This is a genomic window from Streptomyces sp. NPDC059828 (genome assembly GCF_042731955.1).
In the GTDB taxonomy this organism is placed as follows: Bacteria; Actinomycetota; Actinomycetes; order Streptomycetales; family Streptomycetaceae; genus Streptomyces.
Map to the genome: position 1 here is coordinate 37,073 of NZ_JBHWIW010000022.1, position 22,712 is coordinate 59,784.

Annotated in this window: 21 protein-coding genes; 8 read left to right on the forward strand and 13 right to left on the reverse strand. The window is 70.2% G+C overall.

Going from position 1 to position 22,712, the window contains the following annotated elements:
• Positions 1-53: 53 nt before the first annotated feature.
• The 11 genes from ACFV6V_RS15700 to ACFV6V_RS15750 form a co-directional block, all read right to left on the reverse strand.
• The gene (locus ACFV6V_RS15700; protein ID WP_385564632.1) at positions 54-1,031 is read right to left on the reverse strand and encodes a response regulator; all 978 of its coding nucleotides are present in this window, start codon (positions 1,029-1,031) and stop codon (positions 54-56) included.
• Positions 1,032-1,093: 62 nt separating this feature from the next.
• Positions 1,094-2,425 carry a sensor histidine kinase gene (locus tag ACFV6V_RS15705; protein WP_385564635.1) on the reverse strand — a complete coding sequence of 444 codons (1,332 nt, stop codon included), beginning with the start codon at positions 2,423-2,425 and terminating at the stop codon, positions 1,094-1,096.
• 24 nt (positions 2,426-2,449) lie between these two features.
• On the reverse strand, positions 2,450-3,337 hold the full coding sequence (locus tag ACFV6V_RS15710) for a DUF5936 domain-containing protein (RefSeq protein ID WP_385564638.1): 888 nt from the start codon (positions 3,335-3,337) through the stop codon (positions 2,450-2,452).
• An 18-nt stretch (positions 3,338-3,355) separates the two neighbouring features.
• Positions 3,356-4,297, reverse strand: a complete 942-nt coding sequence (locus tag ACFV6V_RS15715) for a type II secretion system F family protein (protein ID WP_385564641.1) — start codon at positions 4,295-4,297, stop codon at positions 3,356-3,358.
• A gap of 11 nt (positions 4,298-4,308) precedes the next feature.
• Entirely contained in the window at positions 4,309-5,646 is a 1,338-nt protein-coding gene (locus ACFV6V_RS15720; RefSeq protein ID WP_385564644.1) for a CpaF family protein, read from the reverse strand.
• Between the two features lie 43 nt (positions 5,647-5,689).
• Complete coding sequence (locus tag ACFV6V_RS15725) at positions 5,690-6,067, reverse strand: TadE/TadG family type IV pilus assembly protein (RefSeq protein ID WP_385564647.1); 378 nt, start codon at positions 6,065-6,067, stop codon at positions 5,690-5,692.
• A gap of 5 nt (positions 6,068-6,072) precedes the next feature.
• On the reverse strand, positions 6,073-6,498 hold the full coding sequence (locus tag ACFV6V_RS15730) for a TadE/TadG family type IV pilus assembly protein (protein ID WP_385564650.1): 426 nt from the start codon (positions 6,496-6,498) through the stop codon (positions 6,073-6,075).
• Positions 6,499-6,501: 3 nt separating this feature from the next.
• The gene (locus ACFV6V_RS15735) at positions 6,502-7,767 is read right to left on the reverse strand and encodes a CpaE family protein (RefSeq protein WP_385564653.1); all 1,266 of its coding nucleotides are present in this window, start codon (positions 7,765-7,767) and stop codon (positions 6,502-6,504) included.
• A gap of 7 nt (positions 7,768-7,774) precedes the next feature.
• Positions 7,775-8,503 carry a Flp pilus assembly protein CpaB gene (cpaB, locus tag ACFV6V_RS15740; RefSeq protein WP_385564656.1) on the reverse strand — a complete coding sequence of 243 codons (729 nt, stop codon included), beginning with the start codon at positions 8,501-8,503 and terminating at the stop codon, positions 7,775-7,777.
• A 117-nt stretch (positions 8,504-8,620) separates the two neighbouring features.
• On the reverse strand, positions 8,621-9,454 hold the full coding sequence (locus tag ACFV6V_RS15745) for a hypothetical protein (RefSeq protein WP_385564659.1): 834 nt from the start codon (positions 9,452-9,454) through the stop codon (positions 8,621-8,623).
• A 390-nt stretch (positions 9,455-9,844) separates the two neighbouring features.
• Positions 9,845-10,318: a hypothetical protein gene (locus ACFV6V_RS15750; RefSeq protein ID WP_385564661.1), complete on the reverse strand. Its 474-nt coding sequence runs from the start codon at positions 10,316-10,318 to the stop codon at positions 9,845-9,847.
• A 342-nt stretch (positions 10,319-10,660) separates the two neighbouring features.
• On the opposite strand from ACFV6V_RS15750, the gene ACFV6V_RS15755 reads away from it, so the two are divergent.
• Positions 10,661-12,028 (forward strand): M14 family zinc carboxypeptidase, encoded by a 1,368-nt coding sequence (locus ACFV6V_RS15755; RefSeq protein ID WP_385564664.1) that lies wholly within the window; start codon positions 10,661-10,663, stop codon positions 12,026-12,028.
• Positions 12,029-12,170: 142 nt separating this feature from the next.
• On the forward strand, positions 12,171-13,439 hold the full coding sequence (locus ACFV6V_RS15760) for an amino acid deaminase (RefSeq protein WP_385564667.1): 1,269 nt from the start codon (positions 12,171-12,173) through the stop codon (positions 13,437-13,439).
• An 82-nt stretch (positions 13,440-13,521) separates the two neighbouring features.
• On the opposite strand, the gene ACFV6V_RS15765 is transcribed toward ACFV6V_RS15760, so the two are convergent.
• Positions 13,522-14,376, reverse strand: a complete 855-nt coding sequence (locus ACFV6V_RS15765; RefSeq protein ID WP_385564670.1) for a serine protease — start codon at positions 14,374-14,376, stop codon at positions 13,522-13,524.
• 177 nt (positions 14,377-14,553) lie between these two features.
• Here ACFV6V_RS15765 and ACFV6V_RS15770 point away from each other — a divergent pair, with 177 nt between their 5' ends.
• Positions 14,554-15,063 (forward strand): DinB family protein, encoded by a 510-nt coding sequence (locus ACFV6V_RS15770; protein ID WP_385564673.1) that lies wholly within the window; start codon positions 14,554-14,556, stop codon positions 15,061-15,063.
• A gap of 127 nt (positions 15,064-15,190) precedes the next feature.
• On the opposite strand, the gene mptB is transcribed toward ACFV6V_RS15770, so the two are convergent.
• The gene (mptB, locus tag ACFV6V_RS15775; RefSeq protein WP_385564676.1) at positions 15,191-16,765 is read right to left on the reverse strand and encodes a polyprenol phosphomannose-dependent alpha 1,6 mannosyltransferase MptB; all 1,575 of its coding nucleotides are present in this window, start codon (positions 16,763-16,765) and stop codon (positions 15,191-15,193) included.
• A 236-nt stretch (positions 16,766-17,001) separates the two neighbouring features.
• On the opposite strand from mptB, the gene ACFV6V_RS15780 reads away from it, so the two are divergent.
• From ACFV6V_RS15780 to ACFV6V_RS15800, 5 genes are all read left to right on the forward strand, one after another.
• A complete protein-coding gene (locus ACFV6V_RS15780) occupies positions 17,002-18,009 on the forward strand; it encodes an alpha/beta hydrolase (RefSeq protein WP_385564679.1) in 1,008 nt (335 codons plus the stop codon).
• Complete coding sequence (locus tag ACFV6V_RS15785) at positions 18,002-19,174, forward strand: acyltransferase (RefSeq protein WP_385564682.1); 1,173 nt, start codon at positions 18,002-18,004, stop codon at positions 19,172-19,174. Before ACFV6V_RS15780 ends, ACFV6V_RS15785 begins: the two co-directional genes overlap by 8 nt.
• A gap of 10 nt (positions 19,175-19,184) precedes the next feature.
• Positions 19,185-20,510, forward strand: a complete 1,326-nt coding sequence (locus ACFV6V_RS15790; protein ID WP_385564685.1) for a sensor histidine kinase — start codon at positions 19,185-19,187, stop codon at positions 20,508-20,510.
• Positions 20,507-21,193 carry a response regulator gene (locus ACFV6V_RS15795; RefSeq protein ID WP_385564688.1) on the forward strand — a complete coding sequence of 229 codons (687 nt, stop codon included), beginning with the start codon at positions 20,507-20,509 and terminating at the stop codon, positions 21,191-21,193. The genes ACFV6V_RS15790 and ACFV6V_RS15795 overlap by 4 nt, the downstream gene beginning before the upstream one ends.
• A 116-nt stretch (positions 21,194-21,309) precedes the next feature.
• On the forward strand, positions 21,310-22,683 hold the full coding sequence (locus tag ACFV6V_RS15800) for a cytochrome P450 (protein ID WP_385564691.1): 1,374 nt from the start codon (positions 21,310-21,312) through the stop codon (positions 22,681-22,683).
• Positions 22,684-22,712 lie beyond the last annotated feature (29 nt).

Genomic DNA, 22,712 nt, shown 5'->3' on the forward strand with positions numbered 1-22,712 from the left:
GGGGCCTGGGCCCGGCGGCTACGCCGGCTGCCCGTACGGTCGGCCACAGCAGGTCACCCCCTTCCTGATCCGGTACCGGTGTGTGACGTTCCCAGCCACACCGCGATGGCCTCGCTCCTGCTCACGGCCTGAAGCTTCGCGAAGATGCGGTTGATGTGGTTCTTGACGGTCTTCTCACTGATGAAGCATGCGGCGGCGATCTGCTGATTACTCATACCCGACGCGATCAGGTCCATCACCTCCACCTCCCGTGAACTCAGACCGAACTCCGCCTGGACGCAAGCTGGTTGGGGATCCGGGGGCCGGATGTCCCGCGCGGTCACCTGCCGCGGCAGAGACTGTGCCACATTCGATTGCAGATGCGAAGCACTTTCACCCGAGTTGGTGGAAGTCAAGACACTTGGCATGTGCTGACGGGGTACGCCCGGCAGCTGCGCACCCTGGTCCCCGCCCCGGGGAGCACCGTGGTACGCCGCCCCGAGACCATCCGGCAGCGGGTGTTCCCCCGGCGCTTCGGCGTCGCCGCCGCGCAGCTGTGCGAGAAGGGCGTTGGCTGCCGTGGCGGTGAAGTGGGCGCGGCCTTCCTTCACGTCCCGTACGGCCGCGATGAGCTGATCGGCCGTGAACTCGCCGTGCACCAGGTAGCCCCCGGCACCCAGGCGCAGGGCCTCCCGCACGACCTCGCTCTCGCGGCTGTAGGTCAGCATCATCACGGGTGCCGCGCGCACGAGATGCGGCAGGGCCGAGATGCCGTCGACACCGGGCATGCGGACGTCGAGCAGGATCACGTCCGGCCGGTGCCGTTCCGCGGCGTGCAGGGCCTGCTGGCCGTCCACCGCCTCGGCCACGACCTGGATGTCGTCGCGCCCCCCGAGCAGCACCGTCAGGCCCGCCCTCACCACGGGGTTGTCGTCGGCTATGACCACCCGCAGAGGCGTCCGGGCAGCGGGCATCTGTGGATGGGCGGGGAAGGACTGGGCTGATGGGGGGACGAGCTGCTGCCCCGAAGTCCGGGAGACGTCGTCCGGCATCCTGGGGCCTCCTCTCAGTGGACCTGGTGTCGTGGGAATTCTCGGGAGACGGTGGGTCGGTTTCACCGCTCGACAGCGGGGGGCGCCGTGGGGTCGGCGGGCAGGATCGCGGCGACGGGCAGCTCGAGGCGTACCTCGGTGCCTGAAGTGGTGCGGCCCCGGCCGATGCGTATCCGGGCGCCGATCCCGGCGGCACGTTCGACCATGCCCACCAGACCGAAGTGCCCGGCTCTGCGGAGCTGTTCCAGTGTGGTGCCGGGCGGCAGTCCGTGGCCGTCGTCCCGGACGCTGATACGCAGTGCCCGGTCGACGATCCCTGTCTCCACGGTCACCTGTGTGGCGTGGGCGTGCCTGTGGGCGTTCTCCAGTGCCTCGGAGGTGATGTTGAGCATCTGCCGGGCGACGGCGTACGGCACGGGCGGCAGTGGTGCGTTTCCGGTGCGCCGGAGCCGGGTGGTGATGCCGGTGCGCCGCTGGAAGTCCGAGACCCGGGAGGTCAGTTCGGCGGCGATGTCCATGCCCGTGCCTTGGAGGTCGCCCTGCCGGCGCAGATCGCTGAGCAGTTCGCGGGACTCGGCCGCGGCCCGGCGCGCGGAGCGGGCCACCAGCTCGGCCTGGTGCCTGACGGTGGATGGATCCATCCGGTCCGCCGAAGTGGCCAGGCCGTCGGCGGCGAGTGCCAGACCGTGCAGGGTCTTGGCCACGGAGTCGTGCATCTCGCGTGCGAGCCGGGCTCGTTCGCCGCCCACCGCCTCGTTGACGGCGAGGCGTGCCCGCGCCTCGGTCAGCGCCTGGCTGGCCGATCCGAAGCGCAGCAGCAGATTGCGCAGCGTCACACCGGCCGCGCCGGCCACGACACAGAGCCCGGGCAGGAGCAGGGAGGTGTGGATCGTGGCACGTGCGCCGGAGTCGGCACCGTGAACGGCGAAGAGGATCAGCGCCTGGAGGCAGGCGAACACGCCCGCTCCGCGCCATCCGTAGGCCAGCCCGGCCAGCAGGGGCGTGCAGATGGTGACATAGCCCAGAGTGCTGTCGGGCCCTGCCGTGATCAGCAGCAGGGAGCCGAAGAGGGCGTCGACGGCCAGCAGTGCCGGGTGGCGCAGCAGCAGGGGGCCGAACCGTTCCCAGTCGCGGAAGAGGACGTACGAGCCCATGAAGGTGACCAGCACGGCGGATGCGACGAGATAGGTGGCGAGTCCGGCCCTCGCCGCTCCGAGTGCGAGCGGGGCGGCCAGGGCGATCATCGCCAGCCGGAAGCCGAAGACCTGACGGCACAGTGCCTGGAGCGCGTTGATCTGGATCGCCAGGGTCGGTGTGCGGTCCGGGCCGTCGGCGGCACGGGTGAGTGGGCCCGTTCCGAGGCCCGCGCCGATCCTCCCTAAGTGCAGCGCCACTGCTGTTCCCCCTCGGCTGTCATGTCAGCCTCCGATGGAGCTGAAGTCGGCGTCGGCGCCGTACACGAACGCCGCGATGAGCAGGATCATGGTGGCGGGGACCATGACCGATGTGATGGTCAGCGTGGCCTTGGGAACGGCCTTGGCCGCTCGGCGGCGGGCGTTCTGCGCGTCGGTACGGCGCATGTCGTTGGCGATCTGGATGAGGGTGTCGACGATCGGGGCGCCGAGCTCCTCGCCCTGCTGGAGCGCGGTGACGAACTGGGCCACCTGCTCGGAGTCATTGCGCCTGCGGAGCTCCTCGAAGGCCTGCCGGCGGCTCACTCCCATGTCCATCTGGCGCAGGGTGATGCGCAGCTCGTCGGCCCAGGGCCCCGCGTACTTCTCCGCGACACGCTCCAGGGCCTCCCGGAATCCGAGTCCTGCGCTGACGACGACGGCGAGGACGTCGAGGAAGTCGGGGAGTGTGCGCTCGATCTCGTCCTTGCGCTGGCGGATGGCCGCGTAGATCCCGACCTCGACCCAGAAGGCCCCGAAGGCGATCATGAAGAGGGCCAGGAAGGTCTGACCGCGGAGCAGCATCACGAGCGCGCCGAGCAGTCCGAGGAATCCGTAGACGGCGCGGCGTGCGGCGTACCGGTCCAGGGTCAGACCACCGGGGTTGCCCGCGAGGTCGATCCGCCGGCGTACCTTGTTGACCCTGTCGGGTCCCATCATGCGCAGCACCGAGGGCGCGTAGCGCATGCCGAGGCGGTCGACGGCGGACCCGACGGCCGTGGTGCGGGTGGCGCCGACTTCCAGGGCGATGGCGAGGTCGCCGGGGAGCCTGGCCTCGGCCCGGTACATCCGAAGGCCCAGGAAGGCACCCGCGACCGCGAGCGCCAGCGCGAGGGCGAGGAGGAGTCCGATCATGGTTTCCGCTCCTTCCCGTCAGACGTCGATCTTGGAGAGGCGTCGGATCACGAAGACCCCCACTCCGTACAGGACGAGGGCGATGACGACCGCGGCCTGACCGAGGAACGAGGCCGTCATCCGGTCGATCGCGCCCGGCATCACCCTGTCCAGGAGCAGTAGTGCCCCGAGGCCCATGACGGGTACCGCGTACGCGGTCAGGTTGACCTGCGACAGCTGGGTGCGGACTTCGCGCCGTGTCTCCTTGCGCTCCTCCAGCGTCTCGGTGAGGTTGCGCAGGGAGCCGACCACGGTGCCGCCGGCCCGGTTGGACAGGACCAGGGTCGTGACGAGCACGACGAGTTCGCGTGAGGGCAGTCGTCGTGCCAGCTCGTCGAGTGCCTCGTCGATGGACTGTCCGACGGCGAGCCGGTCGGCGACCCGTCCGAGCTCTTCACCGGCCGGTGCCTCGAGTTCCTCCGCGGCCATCGACAGGGCGGTGCGCAGCGCGAGCCCGGCCTGGGTGGCGTTGGCGAGGATGCGTGAGAGTTCCGGCAGCTGGTTGATGAACCTCTCGATGCGCTTGTTGCGCTGCCAGTTCAGGAAGCCGAACGCGACTCCTATGCCCAGCAGTCCGGCGATGGGCCCGAAGAAGGCGGAGAACACCGCCTGGGCGGTGATCCAGAGCACGACGATGAGGGTCAGCATGGAGACGAGGAACTCTCCGGGGGTGAGGTCCAGGCCGGTGACGGCGAGCCGGAGCTCGATCTTCCTGCCCAGGGCGGTTCGCCGCAGCCTGCGGTCGATGCCCCGGAACCGGTTGCGCCGCCCGGTGACGGCTTCCAACTGGCCCGTCTGGGACAGCCGGTCCACCAGTGCCTGTCGCTGGGCACGGCCCGTCGCATAGGCGTGCACACCGATGATTCCGAGCACGCAGCACAGCAGCGTGGCCCCCATCGTCAGCAGAGCGGTATTCGTCATGTCGCGTCTTCCTACCTGGCCTCTCGGAGGGCGAGCTGGTCCACGTGCGTCGCGACGCCGAAGGCCTGCGGGATGGGCTGGCCGGCCATGTAGAGGCGTTCGGCGAGGCGTCGTGGGAGCGGGAAGTGGCGGAAGGCACCGCGCACCTGCCCGTCGGCGGCCAGCGGCTCGGCGTCGAACCGGGCCACGGTGGCCAGCCGGAAGGGTTCCCGGCCGCGTGAGTCGAGCAGGGCGATCTCGGTGATCTTCCGGGTGCCGTCGGCGTTGCGTGTCAGCTGTACGACGCAGTCGACCGCGCTGTTGATCTGGTCGCTCAGCGCCTCGAAGGGGATCTTCACCTCGGACATGGAGGCCAGGGTCTGAAGCCTCATGATCGCGTCTTCGGCGTTGTTGGCGTGGACGGTGGCCAGCGAACCGTCGTGACCGGTGGACATTGCCTGGAGCATGTCAAGCGTTTCGCCGCCGCGGACCTCGCCCACGACGATGCGGTCGGGGCGCATGCGCAGCGAGTTGCGGACCAGGTCCCGGATGGTGATCTGGCCCTTGCCCTCGACGTTCGCCGGGCGGGACTCCAGCCGGATCACATGCTGTTGTTGCAGCTGGAGCTCGGCGGAGTCCTCGATGGTGATGACCCGCTCCCCCTCGGGAATCAGCCCGGAGAGTGCGTTGAGCAGAGTCGTCTTACCCGTGCCGGTGGCTCCTGAGACGATGATGTTCAGCCTGGCCTGCACCAGCGCCGCGAGCAGATAGACCATCGACTCGTCCAGCGATCCGAAGCCCACCATCTCCGTCAGGTTGAAGGCCCGGGGGAAGCGCCGGATCGTGAGGGTGGCCCCGGAAAGGGACAGCGGGGGGATGATCACATTCACCCGCTCGCCCGAGGGCAGTCGGGCGTCGACCATCGGGTTCGCCTCGTCCACACGGCGGTTGACGGTGGAGACGATGCGTTCGATGGTCTGCATGAGCTGCTCGCCGGAGGCGAACCGCAACGGGAGCAGTTCGACCCTGCCGCCCCGCTCGACAAAGATCTGGTCCGGTCCGTTCACCATGATCTCGGTGATCGACGCGTCCTCCAGCAGCGGTTCCAGGACACCCAGTCCGAGCGCCTCGTCGACGACGCGCCGGATGAGCTGCGCCCGCTCGGCCGCGGAGAGGACGGGGCCTTCCCGGCTGATGATGTGACCGAGCACCCGCTCAAGCCGGGCCCGCCGCTCGGCCGCGGCCAGCGCCGACATCTCCGCGAGGTCGATCTCCTCGAGGAGCTTGGCCCGGTAGGTGGCCACCAGATGGCCGTCGTCCCGGCCACCTCCGCGCTCCTCGGGGGCGGTGATGCGTGCCCGCAGACTCATGTACGTAACTCCTCGGTCGTTCTCTGCACCGGTGCTCCCGGGATCAGTCGCTGGGCATGGTGGAGCTGCGCTCGACATGCCCCCAGTCCTGGATCCCCGGCATCAGCGAGGGGATCCTGATCGACACGGTGACCGTCACCTCGCCACCGCCGGACGACCGCGCGTAGGAGAACTCGTCGTGACCGTCCTGCAGCCAGCCGCTGACGGCGTGCCGCGCTGCCCATGACCCCTGTGTCAGGAAGTCGGCGTCGGTCTCGGCGCGCGCCCCGGCCCGGGCGGCGGTGCCCGCCTGCGAGGCGGCGTACGCGGCGATGCCGAGTTGCACGGCGGCGAGCCCGAGCAGCAGCAGCAGCGGCAGGAACCCGGCGAACTCGAGGGCCACGCTGCCACGGTCGCGCCGGCGGTGGTCGGATGAACGCATGACTGTCAGCCCTCCTTGACGAAGGCGGCTTCACCCTCGGCGGTGAGGGGGAAGCTCACCGTGCCGGGGAAGAGGACCGGCACCTTCAGCCTGACGCTGGCCGTGTAGAGCCCGTCGGACCGGACGCCGCCGCATGCCACCGTCGCGCCCTGCCGCCAGGAGCCCAGGTCCTCCCTGGCCGCGCTCTGGCACTTGGCGTCGGCCGCGAACTCGGCCACCGCACCTGCCCTGGCGGCCTCGTCGGCCGCGTTGCCCGCGAGGATGTAGGTGTAGCCCAGCAGGGCGCACTGCCACAGCAGGACGCAGACGATCGCGATCAGCGGGAACATGCCGAGGAACTCGACGGCGATCTGCCCGCGGTCCCGTCCCCGGCGGCTGTCGCGGCCGTCTCCGGCGAGGTGGACATCACGTGGTGCACTCAGCACGCGCATCGGTCAACTCTCCCCCTCGAACCGGCTGCCGCGCCGGCGCCTGCCCCCGACGGAACCCCGGTCGCCCCGGAGCTTGCCCGCCTTCTCACTGCCCTCGGGTGTCCTGACGATTCCCAGCTCCCCGGCCAGGCCCCACAGGGCCTGCTTCACCGTGGACTTGCTCTCCAGGTCCTGCATACGGCCGGCGTCGACAGCGGCGTGCAGCTCCTTGAAGTTGGCCGGGATCACCGTGCGGGCCACGCGCGTTCCGGTGATCCGCTCCACGAGGGGCGGCTGGATCTCCGTGTTCCGGATGAACCGGTTGACCACCGTGACCGTCTCCTCGGCCTTGCGGATCTGGAGTCGGTCCCAGAGCCTGGTCATCCTCTTGGCCGCCCGCACGGACACCACGTCCGGGGTGGTCACCAGGAGGGTGATGTCGGCCATCTCGATGGCCGCCGCGTTCGCACCGTTCAGCTGGGTGCCGCAGTCGATGACCACGACCTCGTACCGGCTGCGCAGGGCGCTCACGATCTGGCGCACCGCACGGTCGCTGACCTCTTCGCCCCGTTCGCCCTCGCCGGGGGCCAGCAGCAGGCCGATGCCGGTCTGATGGCTGAAGACGACGTCCTGGAGCACCCGGGGCGAGATGTCCTGGATGCTCGCCAGGTCGACGATCGAGCGGCGGAACTGGACGTCCAGATAAGACGCCACATCGCCCGCCTGCAGATCCATGTCGGCCAGCGCCGTGTTCATACCCGAAGCCCGGGCGGCCAGGGCGAGCTGCACGGCGGTGAGTGTGGTGCCCACGCCTCCTTTGGCGCCGGTGACCGTGACCACCGTTCCACCGGGCCCGGTGAACGCCTCGCCGCCCTGGCCGAGGTGGCGGCGGACGCCCACGGACCAGGACGCCGCGGCCTGCACACGCTGGGCGAGTTCCTCGTACGAGAGCGGCAGCCCCGCCAGGCCCCGTGCTCCCGAGTCCATGGCCGCCGAGTAGAGGCTGGGGCTCGCGTCGGCGGTGACCAGGACCACCCCGACCGAAGGAAAGCGCAGGGCCACCTCCCGGATCAGCTCCAGTGCCGGTACCGGGCCGATCCGCTCGTGCACCAGAACGACCTCGGGGAGCTCCTCGACCGACTCGGCCGCGAGCCGGGCGAGGGAGTCAAGCAGCGAGGTGGAATCGCCGACCGGCGCTGCCGGATCCGCCTCAGGGAGCTGGCTGAGCAGTGTGGTGATGGACCGGGCGGCATCGGCGTCCGAGACGGCCGGGAGGATTCTGGTACTCATGCGGTCCTCACTTGTCCCTGTCCTCGTCCAGGGTGTATTTGCCGTCACCCGGCCGGAGCGTGGTCGGGCTGCCCTTGGCGAGGAGCGCGAGTCGTACGTGTACGGCGAACGACTCGGCGTAGGCAACGCGCTGGGCGTCCACGGTGTTCAGGGCGAAAGTGATGGGCACCGCCTCGGTGACCGCGCGGTCGCGGTCGTCACCCCTGGGTTCCAGGGCCGTCAGCTTGCCGACGTCGATGACCTTCGCGTTGGGGACGATGAGGCGGGATTCGGCGGACTCCGCCTTGTTCCCGCCCTGGCCGCCCTCGCCGCCGAACGTGGCGTAGATGTTGACCAGGTCGCCCGGAGTGATCTTTCCGGCGACACCGGTCGCGGCGTCGATCATGATGGCGATCTCCTGCTCACCGGGCCTCAGTTCGGGCCGGTTGACGATCATGTCGTCCTGGAGCAGCGAGCCCTGCCTGAGCTGGGTGACGGCGATCTTGCCGTCGATCACCGATATGTCGGTCACGGCGTTCTGCGAGAGCCAGCGCTTCGGCATCGAGATCTTTTCGAACTGAACCGCCTGGAGCGCCGTGTACGGAGGAACGTCCGACTTGACGCGATACGCCGTGACCTCGGGTCCGACCTTCGAATTCACATCGCTGATCACCGACACCACGCCGATGAACGCGGCGAAAGCACAGATGATCGAGAGGAGGAGAAGAATGACACCGCGGCGTTGCCGTGAATTCATGGGCGGGACAACCTCGATGGGAGACGTGGACTGACGGAGCAGACGGTGCTGGCGGACCGGGTTCGGGCCGGGTCCGGGGCTGTCCCGTCGCCTGCCCGATCGACCCGCCGCGGGCAGCTACGACCCGTGTGGCAAAGGTGTTCCGTGGTTCATGACACCCTGCCCGTGCGCTTGGTTCTCCGGTCGCAGAAGAGGCGCGGAACAGAATCCGCAGCGATCCCCGATGAGTTCGATTCCGCACCAGGAGCACCTCTCCCGCCGGACGGACGCAACGAGCTGGTAGACCACGGAGATGTCCGGAAGAAACGCAGCAAATTCGATCATCCTTGCGGTGCCCCACCAACGTGCCGAATCAGCAGGTAGAACGGCCTGCTTGGCGTTCAGGACACGCCACTCGGGAGCCAGGGTCGAGGTGACCCAGTCACTTTGCAGTTGTCCCTGCGCGACCAGGAGCTCGGTACCGAACTCGGGGCCCGGGAGCTTGTCCTCACCGCCGATCCTGATCACTTGGGGGACGGGGTTGGCGAGCACGCCGAACTGGGTTCCGGGCACCCAGGACTTGGCGTGCGACCTGAGGCTCACCGGTACCCGGTCGAGCCGGGCGACCGAGTTGAGCACCGCCCCGGCGTAGATGTAGTGCGAGAGCAGCCGTGCGGCGGAGGCCACGACTCCGGCACCGAAGTCGCAGATGGAGAGCTGTCTCAGCTGCCGCACCAGGACCGCGATCCCGAGTGGTGGCAGCTCCAGTTTCAGCAGGGCGACACGATCGCTTTCCAGTACGGAACGCACGGTGTGCAGTCTTCGCTCATGAGCGGCCGGAATGGAGTCGGGGTAGAGCACGATGAGATGACCGTGCTGTTCGAGAAGCACCTGCGTGTCCGCGAGCGCGGCGTCCAGTGGCTGCACGTCGGGCGGCGGCACCAGCGCCGCCGTGGGCGTGTGCTGATCCATTGGCGGCAGCACCAGGTCAGCACTGGTTACGGCTATTGCGGTCGGCACGCTCATTCCCCGTTCGGCTCCAGCCGCCGGAACTCCCGGCAACTGCCGTGCTCGCTGGCTCTCTGTTCGTGCTCCTGCCCCCGCACTCTATCGACGTCACACGGCGCAGAGAACACCCTTTGATCTCCGGGGGTGGACACGCACGACTTGCACACAGGCAAAGCCGGACGAAGGCGTCACGAGTTAACTCCTGTAATGCGCGCGCGAATTAACGATTCCTCTTTTACGTCTCATCATCCGCGGCCGGCAGCACACGCGGCGGCATGAAATGCCGCGTAACGCCGTGACAAGGACGCCCGGACGGAGGACGGCGGAGGGCGGGTCAGCAGGCCGGGAGGTGGGTCAGTAGGCGGGAGGCCGGTTCGCCAGGTAGTAGTGGAGTACGGGGCCGATCCCGGCCAGCCACTGCTGGAGCTGCGGCTGGCGGCGGGCGGTGATGCGGCACTCGTAGAGCAGCCCGCTCGCGTGTGAGACGGCCACCATCAGGACGGTGCCGAACGGGGCGGGGGCGAAGTGGACCGTGGCGATCGCGGACCAGGGGAACTCCATGGTCTGGCCCTGGATCTCGAGCGCCACGCCGTTGATGTCGACGATGACGGAGTTCTGGCGGTCGTGCGCGATGAACTCCGGGCCGTCCGGCACGGGCGCCTGCGGGACGGGGGGATGCGGCACGGGCGCCTGCGGGACGGGGGGATGCGGCGCTCCGTACGGGGCGCCCGGCCCGTAGCCCGCTCCGTATCCCGGCTGCGGCGGGATCGGGGGGCCGAAGCCCCGGGGGTGCTGCTGGTCCGGGTGGTGGGCGCCGCCGTACATCATGAGCGCCAGTATGACGGTCCTACCGCCTGGGTGGTTCATGCCCCTGCCGCGTCCACAGCACCGGCGCGCCGGTCGCCGCGACAGCGATGCCGGCGCCGATATGCTGCCAACTCGCCTTGCGGGTCCGGGTCCGGGCCGCCGGTGTCCGCGCGCCTTCCGCCTGGGTGTCCGTCATGGTCGAGGTTCCGCCTTTCCCACTCGTCGTCGAGCTCATGACCCAATGGCCGAATGAGTCGAATGGCCGGCGAAGGCACTTGACCGGAGCATGCCACACCCTCACCATGTGCCCGTCACACCCGCACGTCGCAGAGCAACCCCCACACTCCCTACCCAGGAGCCAGCATGCGACTTCGTATCCGCGGCAGTGGCAGAAGGTCAGCCACACGGTCCGCCGCCTTCGCGACCCTGCTCGCGCTCGCCGTGGCCGCGCCCTTCACCGCCACCGCCGCTTCCGCCCCCTCCCCCGGCCGGGACCACGTCACACCCGTGGCCCTCCAGGAGGAGCAGACCAGGCAGTACGAGATCCATGGCCCGTCCACCGTCGCCGAACGCACCGCGATCGCCGCGACCGGCGTGTCGATCGACGAGGCCGACGAGCACTCCCTCGTCGTCAGCGCCACCGCAGCCCAGGCGAGGCGGCTGCGCGCCAGCGGCCACAAGCTCGCACTCCTGCCCGCCCCGCCCGCGCGCACCGCCGAGGGCGCGACGGCCAAGGCGTTCGACTTCCCGTCCGCCGACGCGAAGTACCACAACTACGCCGAGATGAGCGCGGAGATCGACCAGCGCATCGCCGCGCACCCGGCCATCATGAGCAAGCGGGTGATCGGTAAGTCCTACGAAGGCCGCGACATCATCGCGATCAAGGTCAGCGACAACGTCGCCACGGACGAGAACGAACCCGAAGTCCTCTTCACCCACCACCAGCACGCCCGCGAGCACCTGACCGTCGAGATGGCGCTCTATCTGCTGCGTGAGCTCGGCGACGACTACGGGACCGACTCCAGGATCACCAACGCGGTCAACGGCCGCGAGATCTGGATCGTGCCGGACCTCAACCCCGACGGCGGCGAGTACGACATCGCCACCGGCCGCTACCGGAGCTGGCGCAAGAACCGGCAGCCGAACTCGGGTTCGTCCTCCGTCGGTACGGACATGAACCGCAACTGGAACTACAAGTGGGGCTGCTGTGGCGGTTCATCCGGCTCCACCGGCTCGGAGACCTACCGCGGCAAGTCCGCCGAGTCCGCCCCCGAGGTGAAGGTCGTCGCCGACTTCACCCGCTCCCGTATCGTCGGCGGGAAGCAGCAGATCAAGGCGGGCATCGACTTCCACACCTACAGCGAGCTGGTGCTCTGGCCCTACGGCTACACCACGGCCAACACCGCCGCGGGCATGACCCAGGACGACCGCGACGCCTTCGCCACCGTCGGCCAGAAGATGGCCGCGAGCAACGGCTACACGCCCGAGCAGGCGAGCGACCTGTACATCACGGACGGTTCGATCGACGACTGGCTGTGGGGCAACCAGAAGATCTTCTCGTACACGTTCGAGATGTACCCGACCAGCATCTTCGGCGGGGGCTTCTACCCGGCCGACGAGGTGATCGAGCGCGAGACCAGCCGCAACCGCGACGCGGTGCTCCAGCTCCTGGAGAACGCGGACTGCATGTACCGGTCGATCGGCAAGGAGCAGCAGTACTGCACGGGCTGACGCCGGTGCGGCCTGTGTGAATGAGCGGGCCTGGCGTCCGGGCAGCCGTCGGCAGGCGACGGCTGTCCGGGCACCTCGTTTGCCCCTACCCCCGGGTGGATGCGGATACTGGCGGCAACCGCACCACCAGGAGGCCCACCTCATGACCAACCCCGTCGCCCGGCTCGCGGACGAGCGTGTCGACCACCGGTTCAAGGCGCTTCCCCCGGATGCCCAAGGACTGTCCGTCGGGGAGCTGGCCGCCCAGCGCCGCAATCTGTTCACCGGAGGCTTCACCACCCCCGTGCTCGCGCTGTCCGCGGAGTCCCTGGAACACAACCTGGCCCTCCTGGAGACCTACGCCGAGCGTCACGGACTCGCCTTCGCCCCGCACGGCAAGACCTCCATGGCGCCGCAGCTCTTCGAGAGCCAGCTGGAGCGCGGAGCCTGGGGCATCACGGCCGCGGTCCCGCACCAGGCCCGGGTCTACCGCGCTTTCGGCATCCAGCGGATCTTCCTCGCCAACGAGCTGGTCGACGAGGTCGCCCTGCGCTGGTTCGCGGACGAAATCGACCGCGACCCCGGCTTCCAGCTCGTCTGCTACGTGGATTCGGTGCGCGGAGTCGAGCTGATGGACCAGGCCCTCAGCGACTGTCGTCGCCCCCTGGACGTCGTGATCGAGCTGGCCGCCGGTGACGGCGCCCGTACGGGTGCCCGCACCGAAGCCGACTGCGCGGCCATCGCCGAGGCCGTCACGGCCACGCGCACCCTGCGTCTGGTGGGCGTCGCGGGCTACGAGGGCGAGGTCCCGGACGCCACCCCCGAGCGGGTGCGCGACTGGCTGGACCGCCTGGTCGCGCTCGCCGCCCGGCTCGACAAGGACGGCCGCTTCGGCGGCACGGAGGAGATCATCGTCAGCGCCGGCGGCAGCGCCTGGTTCGACACGGTCGCCGAGGTCTTCGCGCAGCTCCCGGAGCTGTCCCGCCCGGTGCTGAAGCTGCTGCGCTCCGGTGCGTACGTCTCACACGACTCGGGACACTACGAGCGCATCACCCCGTTCAACCGGGTCCCTGACGAGGGCGCCCTCGAGCCCGCGTTCCGCCTCTGGTCCCAGGTGGTCTCGCGCCCGGCCCCACAGCAGGCGTTCACCAACGCGGGCAAGCGCGACGCGGCCCACGACCTGGACCTCCCCGATGCCCAGGTCGTCCGCGACGCCCGCACCGGCGAGGTGCGCCCCGCCGACGGCATCACCGTCACGGGTCTGTCCGACCAGCACACCTGGCTGCGCACGGAGGAGGGGGCGGATCTGGAGGTCGGCGACTGGGTGGGCGTGGGGTTGTCGCACCCGTGTACGTCGTTCGACAAGTGGCAGCTGATTCCGCTGGTGGAGGCGGACGGAACGGTCGTGGACTACATCCGTACGTTCTTCTGACCGGCCCGGGGCCCAGGCCTTCTCCGGATCGCTGGTTGGTACGCCTCGCGCACGGACGTACCAACCAGCGAAGCGGACGGGCTCAGGGCTTGGGCAGTGTGCAGCCCGGCCGGGTGAGGTCGATCTTGTTCCCGGTGCCGACGCACGGGACGACGATGTAGGTCTGCTGGGCGTAGTTGATGCCCTCGCGGACCGTCACGTTGCCGTTCTCGTCCACTTCGCACGGGTTGTTGTCCGTGCAGCGTCCGCCGTCCTCGTTGCCGGTGTTGTTGACGGCGACGACCTTGCCGGTGGTGTTGTCGATGACGGGCGAGCCGGACGTTCCGCCGATGGTGTTGCAGGACGAGGTGTAGCGAACGGAGTCCTTCCAGGTCCAGTCGCCTTCCTTGAGGTTGTACGCGAAGCCGTCGATGTTGCAGCTGTAGATCCGCTTCCAGTAGCCGGAGACCACCTTGATGGCGGTGCCCGCCGTCGGGTGTGCGGCGTTCAGTTCCAGGGCCTTGATGCCGTAGCGGCTCTCGATCTGCGCGTAGGTGCTGGTGAGCTGGTACAGCGAGATGTCGGTGTCGGTCATCGTCGCGTACGCGACCTTGCTCGCGCGCAGGGTGCCGACTCGCGTCCCGGAGGAGTTGAGGAGGCCGAAGGAACGGCTGGATGCCTGGTTGACGACGACCTCGCCGGGCTCGGGGAAGCCGGTCTCGAGGCAGTGGCCGTTGGAGAGCACGAGGGCGGGGTCGGACGATGCCGAGCCGGGCATACGGACGACCGAGCCGGAGCAGTTGCTGAGCGACACGGTCCCGGCGAAGTTGACCGCGGCCACCGCCTTGGCGGATGGGGTGGCGGTGGTGTTCTCGGCGGGAGTTGACGCGATCGCGGGCGCGGCCCCTGCTCCGGTGAGCGTGAGGGCGAGGAGCGCGCCGACGAGAGGCTTGTTCATGTGGGGGTCCCCTCTGACGACATGCAGTCCGGAGCTGCTCCGAACTTGTCATGCGCATTGTCGAGGGGGTCCATCGCTCCAACAAGGGAGGGTTTTCGGCCATGTGAAGCGCCGACCGACTGCGGTCCAGCGGAAACCGGTTGAAGAGGGCATGCACTACCGGCCTACGGTGCCCCCATGACGCAAGACACACGTATCGGCCCACCCGTACGCGGCGGCGAGCGCGAAATGCTGCGGGCGTTCCTCGACTTCCACCGGGCGACACTCGCCATGAAGTGCGAAGGGCTCTCCGACGAGGAGCTGAGACGGCAGTCCATGCCGCCGTCGACCCTGTCGCTGCTGGGACTCGTCCGGCACATGGCGGAGGTGGAACGCTCCTGGTTCCGCCGGGTGATCGCGGCCGAGGAGATCCCGCTCGTCTGGTCGGACGAGGGCGACTACCAGGTGGCCTACGACGCGACGACCGCGACGCGCTCGGAGGCGTTCGCCGCATGGGAGGCGGAGGTCGGGCACGCACGCCGCATCGAGCGCGAGGCGGAGTCGCTCGATGTCACCGGGTACCAGGCCAGGTGGGACGAGGAGGTCTCACTGCGGCTCGTGATGCTGCACCTGATCCACGAGTACGCACGGCACAACGGCCACGCGGACTTCCTGCGGGAAGGGATCGACGGGACCGTCGGCGCCTGAGGCGTCCCCGGGCGGGCGGGTCGGCACCCGCCCCCGATCCCGCTCCGGTCCGGACCTCGGCGGGACAGGGGGACGGGTTGCCGCCCTTGGGCCCTGTGTTGATCTTCGGGCAGGCCGGACACCCCAGTCAATCCTTGAATTGGCTTGGTGATCTCCAAGCCATGGCTTGGGAGTCCGTGGGCTTGCCCTGCTCGGAACGGGGCCTGGGCAGTACGGGCTTCCCGGCGGCGCCCTGGGCCCGCGCTGCCGTTCCGCCCCGCAGGACGGCCACCGCGAGCGCGGCCGCGAGGGCGCCCAGCACGAAGCCGAAGGCGGGGGTGTGGCCGGAGGGCTGGGTCTCGTACACCAGGGCCGTGGAGAGCACCAGCAGCACGCGGATGAGCCGACCGCCCCACGCCTTCACGGCGGCGGCGACCGTCACCGATCCCCACAGCAGATACCAGGGCTGCACCATCGGCGAGAGCGCGACCAGGGCCAGCAGGGACAGGCCCAGGCCGTGGACGGGGTGCAGCAGGCCGCGCAGGCAGCGGACCACCAGCCAGGCGATCACGGCGAGGGCGGCGGCGAGGCCGAGGGTCTGGGCCGCGCTCTTGACCGTCATCGGGTCCGTGCCGACCGCGAGTCGCGCCAGATGTCCCACCGCCAGGCCGATGTCACTGGTCAGCGAGAGCGGCGTGTGCACCGACGCGGCGACGCTCTGGGTGTGCAGCCAGCCGAAGCCGGTGCCGGCGAGCAGGGTCGCGCCCGCGGCGACCGAACCGGCGACCGCCACCGGACCGATGACAGCCGTCGTCACGCGGGCGGCAGCCGTCCCCCGCCCCCCTCTGACGACGATCACCCCGATGAAGAGCAGCGCGACGGCGGCCGGCGACTTGACCATCATCGCGAGGCCGACGACCGCGCTGCCCAGCAGCCACCGCCCGCGCAGCGCGCAGACGACACCGGCGAGCATCAGGGCGATCATCAGCCCGTCGTTGTGCATGCCACCGACCATGTGCATCAGCAGCAGCGGATTGAGCGCCGCCAGCCACAACGCCCGGCCCTCGTCCGCACCGCACTCCACGGCCAGCCGCCGCACCGACCACACCATCAGGGCGAGCGCGGCGACAGCCAGCAGCCGCATCCCGAACACGGCGGGCACCACGGTCCCACCGGTGATCCAGACCACGCCCTTCGCGAGCAGCAGGAAGACCGGTCCGTACGGCGCGGGCGTATCGGTCCAGTTCCCGCCCACGCTCGCCGCCGCGTCGGCGCCGAGCGAGTCGGGACCCAGCACCGAAGGCCCGTGCGCGTACACATCGTGGCCTTCCAGCACCATCGCGCCCTGGGCGACGTAGCTGTACACATCGGCGCTGTAGAGCGGGGGCGCGAGCAGCAGTGGCGCGGTCCACCAGACGAGGGTCACGAGGGTCTCGCGCACCCGGTGCACACCGGACGGCAGCTCCCCGGACGGCGGCTCCTCGTACGCCTGCTCCTCGGACACCCGTTCCCGGTACCCCCACCACGCCACGACCAGCAGCGTGAGGCCGACGTACGCGAGCACGGCTGAGGCGAGAGCCACGGGCGTCAGGGAACCCCGTTGCTGCCACAGCCCCCAGGGGTCGAACGCGGGCAGACTCCCGGCGCCCAGTCCGCCCACGGCCATCGCGAGCGACCCGGCCACCCCCAGCCGGCGCGCACCGGCCGCAGTCCGCATCCACATGGGCAGTCAGCTCTTCCCCACTCTTCCCCGCCCCGGCTTCCCACCCGGCTCGCCGGTCGGCCCGCCGGTCGGCACGAAGCACGAGGCTACCGCCCCCGCCCCAGGCCGTCACACCTGTCATACCTGGGAGCTACGTCCCAGGTGGGCTCCCTGGTGTGACGCGAACCAAGCCGTTTGATCCATAGCTTCTCTCCCGGACCCAGCCACACATCCGGTACAAGAGGAGCAAATCCACCATGGCAACTCGCCCGCGCAGGCGCCGGTTCGGTCGCACCCTTCTCGCCGCGCTCGTGATGGCCTCGGTGGCGCTCCCGCTGTCGGGAGCGGCCCGGCCCTCCGCCGTCCCCGCGCCCGCTCCGCCCGCACTCGCCCCGATCGGGACGGCCACCCCCGAAGCCCTCGCCGCGCGTTACGCCGTGAACCGCGAAGGCATCCGGGCCGCCGAACGGATGGCCATCGAGCACGGCGACCGGCGCCGGGCCGCCGCGCTGCGCGCCCTGGCGACCCCGGAGCGACGGTTCCTCACCTTCGACGGACGGGACGGCGGTCGTACGGCCGAGGTCTTCGGAGACCTCGCGACCGCCGAGCGGATCGCCGTGCTCGTACCCGGCTCGGACACCAGCCTCGACACGTACGAACGTTTCCGGGCGGGCGCGGCGGCCTTGCGCGAGGAACTGGGCGAGCGGGCGGCCGTGGTCGCCTGGCTCGGGTACCGGACGCCGAGCACCGTGGGCCCGGAGGTGCTGACTCCCGGCCGCGCCGAGGAGGCCGCCCCTCAGCTCAGCTCCTTCGTCAGGGGCCTCGGCACCCTCAGGCCGACGGCCCGGGTCTCGCTGCTCTGCCATTCCTACGGCTCGGTGGTCTGCGGTGTCGCCGCCTCCGGGACGGGTGCCGCCGCCATGGCATCCGTGTCCGACATCGTGCTCTACGGCAGCCCCGGAGCGGGCGTCGACTCCGCCGTGTCCCTGCGCACCAAGGCCACCGTCTGGGCGGGTCGGGGATCCGGCGACTGGATCGCGTACGTCCCGCACGTCAGTGTGCCGTTGCCGTTCGCGGACCTCGGACTGGGAAGCAACGACCCGGTGTCCGAGGAGTTCGGCGCCCGGGTGTTCACGGCGGGGGACGCCGGCCACAGCGACTATCTGAAGCCCGGTTCCACCGCGTTGGCGAACATCGCCCGGATCGTCTCGGGACGCGCCCCTTCCGACACCTCTTCCAGCTCCCAGGAGACCGGTCGTGCATGAGCTGATCCGGCGGATCGAAGCCGCCACTCCCCCGAACCGCGACCGTGCCGTCGACGCCCTGCGCGCCTTCGCCATCCTCGGCGTCGTGCTCGGCCACTGGCTGGTGACCGCGCTGGTCGCCGACAGCGGCACGCTGCGCGCCACGAGTCCGCTGTCGTACATGCCGCAGCTCACCCCGGTCTCCTGGCTGTTCCAGACTCTCGCGGTGTTCTTCCTGGTGGGCGGGAAGCTGGGCGCGGCGGGCTACGCGTCGGCGCACGCCCGCGGCGAGAGCTACGGGAAGTGGCTCGGCGCCCGGATGGCCCGGCTGTTCCGGCCGGTCGCGGCCGTGCTGGTGGTGTGGGCCGTGGTGGCGGGCGCGCTGCTGGTGTCCGGAGCCGGCGTGGAGACGGTACGCGCGCTCCTCAAGCTGGTGCTGTCCCCGCTCTGGTTCCTGCTGGTCTTCGCGGCACTGACGGCGGCCACGCCCCTGCTGGTACGGCTCAACCCGCTGTGGCCGATCACCGTCGTCCTGCATGTGGACCTGCTCCGGTTCGGTGTCCTGCGGTCGGACAACGGGGTCGGCTGGGTCAACGTGGCGGCGGGCTGGGCCGTCCCCTACTGCCTCGGCGCGCTCTGGACCCGCGACGGCCTGCCGCGCCCCGCGATCCGCTGGACGCTGCTGCTCGGCGGGGCCGCCGTCACCGCCGTACTGGTCGCGGTGGCGGGCTATCCGGCCTCCATGGTCGGGGTCCCGGGCGCGGAGGTGTCCAACCTCAACCCGCCCACCCTCGCTGCCGTCACCTTCGGCCTCGCCCAGTGCGGCGCCGCCCTGCTGCTGCTCGAACCGCTGCGCAGGGTGCTGCGCCGCCCCGCCGTCTGGGCCGCCGTGGCGCTGGTGAACCTCTCGGCGATGACCGTGTTCCTGTGGCACCAGACCGCGATGATGGCGGTCACCGCGAGCGGTCTGCTCACCGGCGACCCGCTGCCGGGGCTGCACACCGTCCCGGACGGGGCGGGCTGGGTGTTCGCCCGTCTCGCCTGGCTGCCCGTGTTCGTGCTGGCCCTGCTCGCGTGCTGGGCGGCGTTCCGCACGTACGAGCAGCGGCAGCGGGCGAGCCGCGGCGGGCCCCGGGTGGTACGCGAACAGCGAACCCTCCGCACGGCCGTGAAGGGCCGTCCTTAGGATGCGACTTGTGAGCGAGGGGGACGCGACGAGCGGGGACGGACGGTTGCTGAAGGCGCTGCGCGCGGCGGCGCGCGCCGTGCGCGAGGACCTGTGGACGGTGGCCCGCCACCCACTGCCGCGCACGGGGTGGCTGGGCTGGCTGCCGCACGTCCACATGGTGCTGCTGGCCGTGCTGCTGCTGATGCTCAACATGAACGACCTCGTCGGCTCGGGCCCGGTGCCCATGGTGAGCCTGCTCGCCGCAGCCCAGACCGCGGCGCCCGTGGTGGCGCTGTTCCGGCCGGCACCCGCCTGGTGGCTGTCCACGCTCGCGCTCTTCCTGGTCGCGCAGCTCCGGTGGAACGCCGGGCCCGACACACATTGGCCGTGGACCGTGGGCGGCATCGCGCTGCACTCCTTCGTGCTGCTGCTTCTCTCGTTGCGGGTCCGCCCCGTCGCCGCCGTGACGGCGCTGGGGGTCACGCTGCTGCTGGGGCAGTACCACACTGCCGTCGCGCCACCCCCCGAGTACAACGGGGTCCTCACCGAGTGGGGACTGATCTGCTTCTCGGGCGCCGTCGCCATCGGCAGCTCGCTGCGCACACGGAGGGTCGCCCGGGAACGTCTCGTCGAGCAGCAGGTCCTCACCGCCGGCGAACGCGCCCGGCGCACCCTGCTGGAGGAGCGCAACCGCATCGCCCGCGAGCTGCACGACGTGGTCGCCCACCACATGTCGGTGATCTCCATCCAGGCACAGGTCGCCCCGCGTCTGATCGAGGACCCTCCGGAAGCGCTCAAGGAGAATCTCGCCGGCATCCGCGAGAACGCAGTGGAGGCGCTCACCGAACTCCGCCGCGTCCTGGGGGTGCTGCGCGCCGAGGACGCGGCGGCGGACGGCGTGCGGCATGCCCCGCAGCCCACCCTCGCCCGACTGGACGAGCTGGTCGCCAATGTGCGCGGCGCCGGGCTCACGGTCACCACGGGGACCACCGGCGAGCGGCGCCCTCTGTCCCCCGGTGTCGAGCTGTCGGCGTTCCGTATCGTCCAGGAGGCCCTGAGCAACGCGATGCGGCATGCCACCGGCGCGGCGGTCCGGGTGGAGCTCGGCTACCGACCGGACGCTCTGACCCTGCGGATCACCAACACCCCGCCCCGCACGCCTCCCACGCACCCGCCCGGCGCCGGTCACGGACTCCTGGGGATGCGCGAGCGCGCCGCCATGCTGGGCGGCGAGCTCGCCGCGGGGCGTACGCCCGAAGGCGGCTGGGAAGTGACCGCGATCCTGCCCACCGCCTCAGCTGCCCCCGCCCCCGCTCGCGCTCACGCAAAGGACTCCGCCGAGGACCCCGTATGACGACGCCCCCCATCCGCGTGCTGATCGCCGACGACCAGATGATGGTCCGCCAGGGCTTCACCGTGCTCCTGAACTCCGAACCGGACATCGAGGTCGTCGGCCAGGCCGTCGACGGTCACGACGCCATCGCCCAGGTCTCCGGACTCATGCCGGATGTCGTGCTGATGGACATCCGTATGCCCGGGCTCGGCGGTATCGAGGCGGCCCGGCGGATCACCGCCCCCGCCGACTCCACCGTCAGGGTCCTCGTCCTGACCACCTTCGATCTGGACGAGTACGTGTACGAGGCGCTGCGCGCAGGTGCGTCCGGATTCCTGCTCAAGGACGCGTCGGCGGACGAACTGGCCCACGCCGTGCGGGTGGTGGCGGCTGGTGAAGCCCTGCTCTCCCCCAACCTCACCAAGCGACTCATCGGCGAGTACTCCCGGGTCACCCGGACGTCGTTGCGCGTCCCGCACAAGGACCGTGTGGGAGCACTGACGGAACGCGAGACCGAGGTCCTGTCCCTGATAGCCCAGGGCCTGTCGAACGCGGAGATCGCCGGGCAACTGGTCCTCGCCGAGCAGACCGTGAAGACCCATGTGGGCCGGATTCTCTACAAGTTGGGGCTGCGTGACCGGACACAGGCCGCGGTCTTCGCCTATGAGACAGGTCTCGTGCGCCCTTCCGGACGCATGGCATGATCCGCCAACGGACGTCATCGGAAGCAGCATCGGAGAAGTGGCGGAGAAACCATGAGCCAGCGTCTCATGTGGTCCAGGTCGGCTGACCGGACCGCCCTCCTGGACGGCAGCACGGCATGACGGCGGCGGACGGGAGGATCCCCGGCCCTGCCGGGGCGCCCCTACTGGGCTCGCTGCTCGACCTCAAGAGGGACTCCCTCGGCACCTACCTGAATGCCTGTCACGAACACGGTGACATCGTCAGGTTCACCGCCGGCCCGCCCGGGCTGCGGATGGAGCTGTACGGGGTGTTCTCCGCCGAGGGCGCCCAGCAGGTGCTGGCCACCGACGCGGCCGGCTTCCGCAAGGACAACGCCTTCTACCAGGAGGTCCGGGAGTCCTTCGGCAACGGCCTGCTGACCAGCCAGGACGACGACTACATGCGGCAACGCCGGCTCGTCCAGCCGCTGTTCACACGTCGCCGGGTCGACGGCTACGCCGGGGCCGTCACGGACGAGACCGCCGCGCTGCTCGCGCGCTGGAAGGACTCCCCGGGCGGCACCGTCGACGTGGTCGACGAGATGACCGGTCTCGCGTTGCGCGCGGTGGCCCGCATCCTGTTCGGCACTGATGTCGAGGAGGCGGTGCACGTCATCGAGCGCTGTTTCCCGGTGATCGGCAACTACACCCTGCGCCGCGGCTATTCGCCCCTCAACCCGCCCCGCTCCTGGCCGACCCCGGCCAACCGCGAGGCCGCCACGGCGACACGGGAGCTGTACGGGGTGTGCGACCGGATCATCGAGCAGCGGCGTGCCGAAGGGGACGAGGCGAAGGGGGACGACCTGCTGACTCTCCTCGCGCAGGCGCAGAGCGCCGAGGACGGCAGCCTGGACGCGTCGGAGATCCGGGACCAGGTGCTGATCTTCCTGCTCGCGGGGCACGAGACGACCGCCACCTCGCTGGCGTTCGCCCTGCACCTGCTGGCCAGGCACCCCGAACTCCAGGCCAGGGCGCGGGCGGAGGCCGTGGGCGTGCTGGCGGGGCGGACGCCCGAGGCGTACGACGTCGACGCGCTCCCGTATCTGACGCAGGTGCTGAAGGAGGCCATGCGGCTCTATCCGGCGGCGCCGGTGATCGGGCGGCAGGCGGTGGCCGCGATCGAGGTCGGCGGATACGAGATCCCGGCCGGGGCGGATGTGATCGTGGCGCCGTGGGTGACGCACCGGCATCCGCGTTACTGGGAGGAGCCGGACCGTTTCGACCCCGACCGTTTCGCGCCGGGGCGCGAGAAGGACAGGCCGCGGTACGCCTGGTTCCCGTTCGGAGGCGGACCGCGGGCCTGTATCGGTCAGCACTTCTCGATGCTGGAGTCGGTGCTCGCGCTGTCGATGATCCTGCGGGAGTACGAGCTCGAGGCGTTGGACACGGAGGTCCCGGTCACTGCGGAGATCACGCTGCGCGCGACCGGACCGGCCCGCTGCCGCCTGCGCCCGCTGGACGCTGACGGCTGACGGCTGACGGCTGACGGCTGACGGCTGAC

Excerpts from the sequence above, each read along its gene's own strand:
- ACFV6V_RS15735 (WP_385564653.1), bottom strand. The coding sequence starts at position 7,767 with ATGAGTACCAGAATCCTCCCGGCCGTCTCGGACGCCGATGCCGCCCGG.
- ACFV6V_RS15725 (WP_385564647.1), bottom strand. The coding sequence starts at position 6,067 with ATGCGTTCATCCGACCACCGCCGGCGCGACCGTGGCAGCGTGGCCCTC.
- ACFV6V_RS15745 (WP_385564659.1), bottom strand. The coding sequence starts at position 9,454 with ATGGATCAGCACACGCCCACGGCGGCGCTGGTGCCGCCGCCCGACGTG.
- ACFV6V_RS15750 (WP_385564661.1), bottom strand. The coding sequence starts at position 10,318 with ATGATGTACGGCGGCGCCCACCACCCGGACCAGCAGCACCCCCGGGGC.
- ACFV6V_RS15780 (WP_385564679.1), top strand. The coding sequence starts at position 17,002 with ATGGCAACTCGCCCGCGCAGGCGCCGGTTCGGTCGCACCCTTCTCGCC.
- ACFV6V_RS15760 (WP_385564667.1), top strand. The coding sequence starts at position 12,171 with ATGACCAACCCCGTCGCCCGGCTCGCGGACGAGCGTGTCGACCACCGG.
- ACFV6V_RS15700 (WP_385564632.1), bottom strand. The coding sequence starts at position 1,031 with ATGCCGGACGACGTCTCCCGGACTTCGGGGCAGCAGCTCGTCCCCCCA.
- ACFV6V_RS15715 (WP_385564641.1), bottom strand. The coding sequence starts at position 4,297 with ATGACGAATACCGCTCTGCTGACGATGGGGGCCACGCTGCTGTGCTGC.
- ACFV6V_RS15795 (WP_385564688.1), top strand. The coding sequence starts at position 20,507 with ATGACGACGCCCCCCATCCGCGTGCTGATCGCCGACGACCAGATGATG.
- ACFV6V_RS15800 (WP_385564691.1), top strand. The coding sequence starts at position 21,310 with ATGACGGCGGCGGACGGGAGGATCCCCGGCCCTGCCGGGGCGCCCCTA.
- ACFV6V_RS15755 (WP_385564664.1), top strand. The coding sequence starts at position 10,661 with ATGCGACTTCGTATCCGCGGCAGTGGCAGAAGGTCAGCCACACGGTCC.
- mptB (WP_385564676.1), bottom strand. The coding sequence starts at position 16,765 with ATGTGGATGCGGACTGCGGCCGGTGCGCGCCGGCTGGGGGTGGCCGGG.
- ACFV6V_RS15710 (WP_385564638.1), bottom strand. The coding sequence starts at position 3,337 with ATGATCGGACTCCTCCTCGCCCTCGCGCTGGCGCTCGCGGTCGCGGGT.
- cpaB (WP_385564656.1), bottom strand. The coding sequence starts at position 8,503 with ATGAATTCACGGCAACGCCGCGGTGTCATTCTTCTCCTCCTCTCGATC.
- ACFV6V_RS15730 (WP_385564650.1), bottom strand. The coding sequence starts at position 6,498 with ATGCGCGTGCTGAGTGCACCACGTGATGTCCACCTCGCCGGAGACGGC.
- ACFV6V_RS15765 (WP_385564670.1), bottom strand. The coding sequence starts at position 14,376 with ATGAACAAGCCTCTCGTCGGCGCGCTCCTCGCCCTCACGCTCACCGGA.
- ACFV6V_RS15770 (WP_385564673.1), top strand. The coding sequence starts at position 14,554 with ATGACGCAAGACACACGTATCGGCCCACCCGTACGCGGCGGCGAGCGC.
- ACFV6V_RS15720 (WP_385564644.1), bottom strand. The coding sequence starts at position 5,646 with ATGAGTCTGCGGGCACGCATCACCGCCCCCGAGGAGCGCGGAGGTGGC.